At 50.6% G+C, this 2,647-nt stretch carries 2 protein-coding genes; both read left to right on the forward strand.

The features are described from left to right. Positions 1-814: 814 nt before the first annotated feature. Positions 815-1,603, forward strand: a complete 789-nt coding sequence (locus IGR76_04510; protein ID MBF2077784.1) for an ABC transporter ATP-binding protein — start codon at positions 815-817, stop codon at positions 1,601-1,603. A 149-nt stretch (positions 1,604-1,752) separates the two neighbouring features. Then, positions 1,753-2,647: pentapeptide repeat-containing protein (locus IGR76_04515; GenBank protein ID MBF2077785.1), on the forward strand; the 895-nt coding region annotated here is incomplete at its 3' end.

A 2,647-nucleotide genomic window follows, 5' to 3' on the forward strand; every position in this document is an offset into this window, starting at 1 on the left:
TCATCCTGGCATTTTACGCCGCAGAGCGGCGGGGAATCGACCCGCAGGGATTGAAGTTTTACAGTGTGTTTAGACGTTAAGACTTCGTTGTGATCCCAAGCTGCCAACCTACTTGTGTTGGGTGACTCACAACCAATCTCTTCTGATAATTCGTGCCGTCGTAAAAGACGTTTCTAGCTATGACAAGTACTCAAAAATCCCTACTATGGTCGAACCCCTGCCGTATTGCTGGCTTCACGCCACGCAAAAACCGACAGGAACGGCAGTCTTGCTCATGGCTTATGCTGAAGCTGTTTGCCATGAATCCCGCCGCTTAAAACACTCAGGAAGCCCATGTTGCCAAGAACCACCTACCCGATAACTTTTAGCTCATCCAAGGTTTAACCTGGAGAAGGCGCTATCTCAGGTAATTCTCACAGTCCAATCAGGCTTATTTTAGGAATACCTGACATTCTAGAATGGAATACCTGGCCTGCTGACGCTACATAGTCTTCAAATACTCAAAACAGTTTATGGTGACTAGATGCGCCTAAATAAAAGCTCTAGCTATATCGGTGCAAGCTTAAAACTAGCTAACTGGCTCACCCACTGATAGGAGGGAAATGTATCCAACGAACCGTAAAGTGTTGGAAGAACGCTGTATCTTCTCCTATAAGCAATTTAGATAGGGGCGATCGCCCTCTCATATTAAGATACTCCCTGACCCGGAGTGCGCTCACAAAAGATTTACTTAAGAAACACCTAGAAACTAAGCCCCTCTCCCACTCGTCAACGAGATATAGGCTCATCGACTGAAACTATGACCCTTCTATTCATGAATTCAACTCCGCTTGTATCCTCTTCTCGTCGCATTTCGTCTACAGCTACATCGGTATCTGCACCTGACGACACGGTGACTATTGCTGCCCGCGATATCAATATGGTGTTTGAGTCTGGAAGTCACCGATTCCAAGCACTCCAAACCGTTAGTCTGGATGTGAAACGCGGAGATATTCAGCTTTTAATGGGACCATCTGGTTCTGGCAAAACCACCCTTCTATCCATTCTGGGCGGTATCCTGCAACCGACGGATGGCAACGTTTTTCTGCTGGGTCAAGACATTACGTTGATGTCCCCCAAGGCGTTAGCCCAATTTCGGCTTCAGAACATTGGCTTCATTTTCCAAGGCTTCAACCTTTTCCCAGCGTTGACCGCCCTTGAAAACGTAGCGTTAGCCCTGACCTTAAAAGGAATGCGCAAACGGCCAGCCCGATGGGAAGCGCGGATGTTGTTGGAACAAGTGGGGTTGGGCAGCAAACTCAACCATCTGCCGAAGGATCTATCGGGAGGTCAAAAGCAGCGGGTGGCGATCGCCCGTGCCTTAGCCGGAAATCCCCAACTGATCATGGCGGACGAACCAACCGCCGCCCTCGATTCCCAGAGTGGGCATGACGTGATCATGCTATTACGCGAGCTTGCCAACGAGAAAGGCGCAACGGTGTTAATGGTGACCCATGATCCCCGCATCATTGACGTGGCTGATCAAGTGACCTATTTGGAAGATGGAAAGCTTGTGCCCGTGCCAGCGCAGGCCGCTATGTCGCCCAACCTCCACGAACCCTAGGCGCGTGCGGTTGATCGTTCAATCTTAAGGAAAGCGTGTTCTCCTGAGTCCTGGGGAATGCGCTTTTTAGGCATTTTGTCTTAGGAAAAGCGCACGAGACCTCCAGCCATTCCGTTAGACTGGTACGGTAGCATCCCGTGACGTCGTGTATGGATACTCGAGATATTCGAGCCCTTTTAATCATCGTGATCTTTTTATCCTTTGTGGGGGTAGGGACGCGATCGCTCCTCCTCAGCAAAACGGAACGGGCAGAACGCATTAGTCGCCTCTTGGAAACCCGATCCTGTGTGGGCTGTGATCTCGACGGTGCAGACCTGCGAAATGCAGATCTCACAGGCGTTAATCTGCAAGGGGCGACCCTTCGGGATGCGAATTTATCGGGGGCAGACCTGAGCTTGGCAAATTTGAGTGACGCAATTCTGAACCGCACCAGCCTTGACAATGCGAATCTTACAGGTACCGATCTGCGGAAAGCACTCATGAACGAGTCGCTTCTCAACAATGCGATCTTGGTGGGTGCCAATTTGACGGGAGCCTACCTTGGCGATGCCCAACTGACGAACGCTGACTTAACCAGCGCCAACCTAAAAAGTGCCAACGCGACCCGCGCTGTGATGTCGGAGGCGGTTTTGTTAGAGGCAAATCTCACGGATGCCAATTTAAGTGATAGTTTCCTCAGCAATGCTGATCTCAGGGAAACCAGTCTGCGGCGTGCCTCGATCAGCGATGCCAATTTGCGGGGGGTTAAGCTTGACAAAGCCGTGATGAGTGAAGCAACGCTGACGCGATCCGACCTTACGAAGGCAACGCTAAAAGAAGCGAACTTGAGTGAAGCCATTCTTAGGAGTGCAGTTCTAGACAGCACAAACCTTGAGATGGCAGACTTAAGATTTGCAAACTTAACGGGGGCTTCGTTGAAGGAAGCAAACCTCACTGGCGCAAATGTCAGTAGCGCGATGCTCCGCAGCACAAGTTTATTGGACGCCAAGATGGATGACGTGGTGATGCAGCGCACTCGTCTGTGCAATACCACCATGCCCGACG

The sequence above is a fragment of the Synechococcales cyanobacterium T60_A2020_003 genome (genome assembly GCA_015272205.1).
Taxonomy (GTDB): Bacteria; Cyanobacteriota; Cyanobacteriia; order RECH01; family RECH01; genus JACYMB01.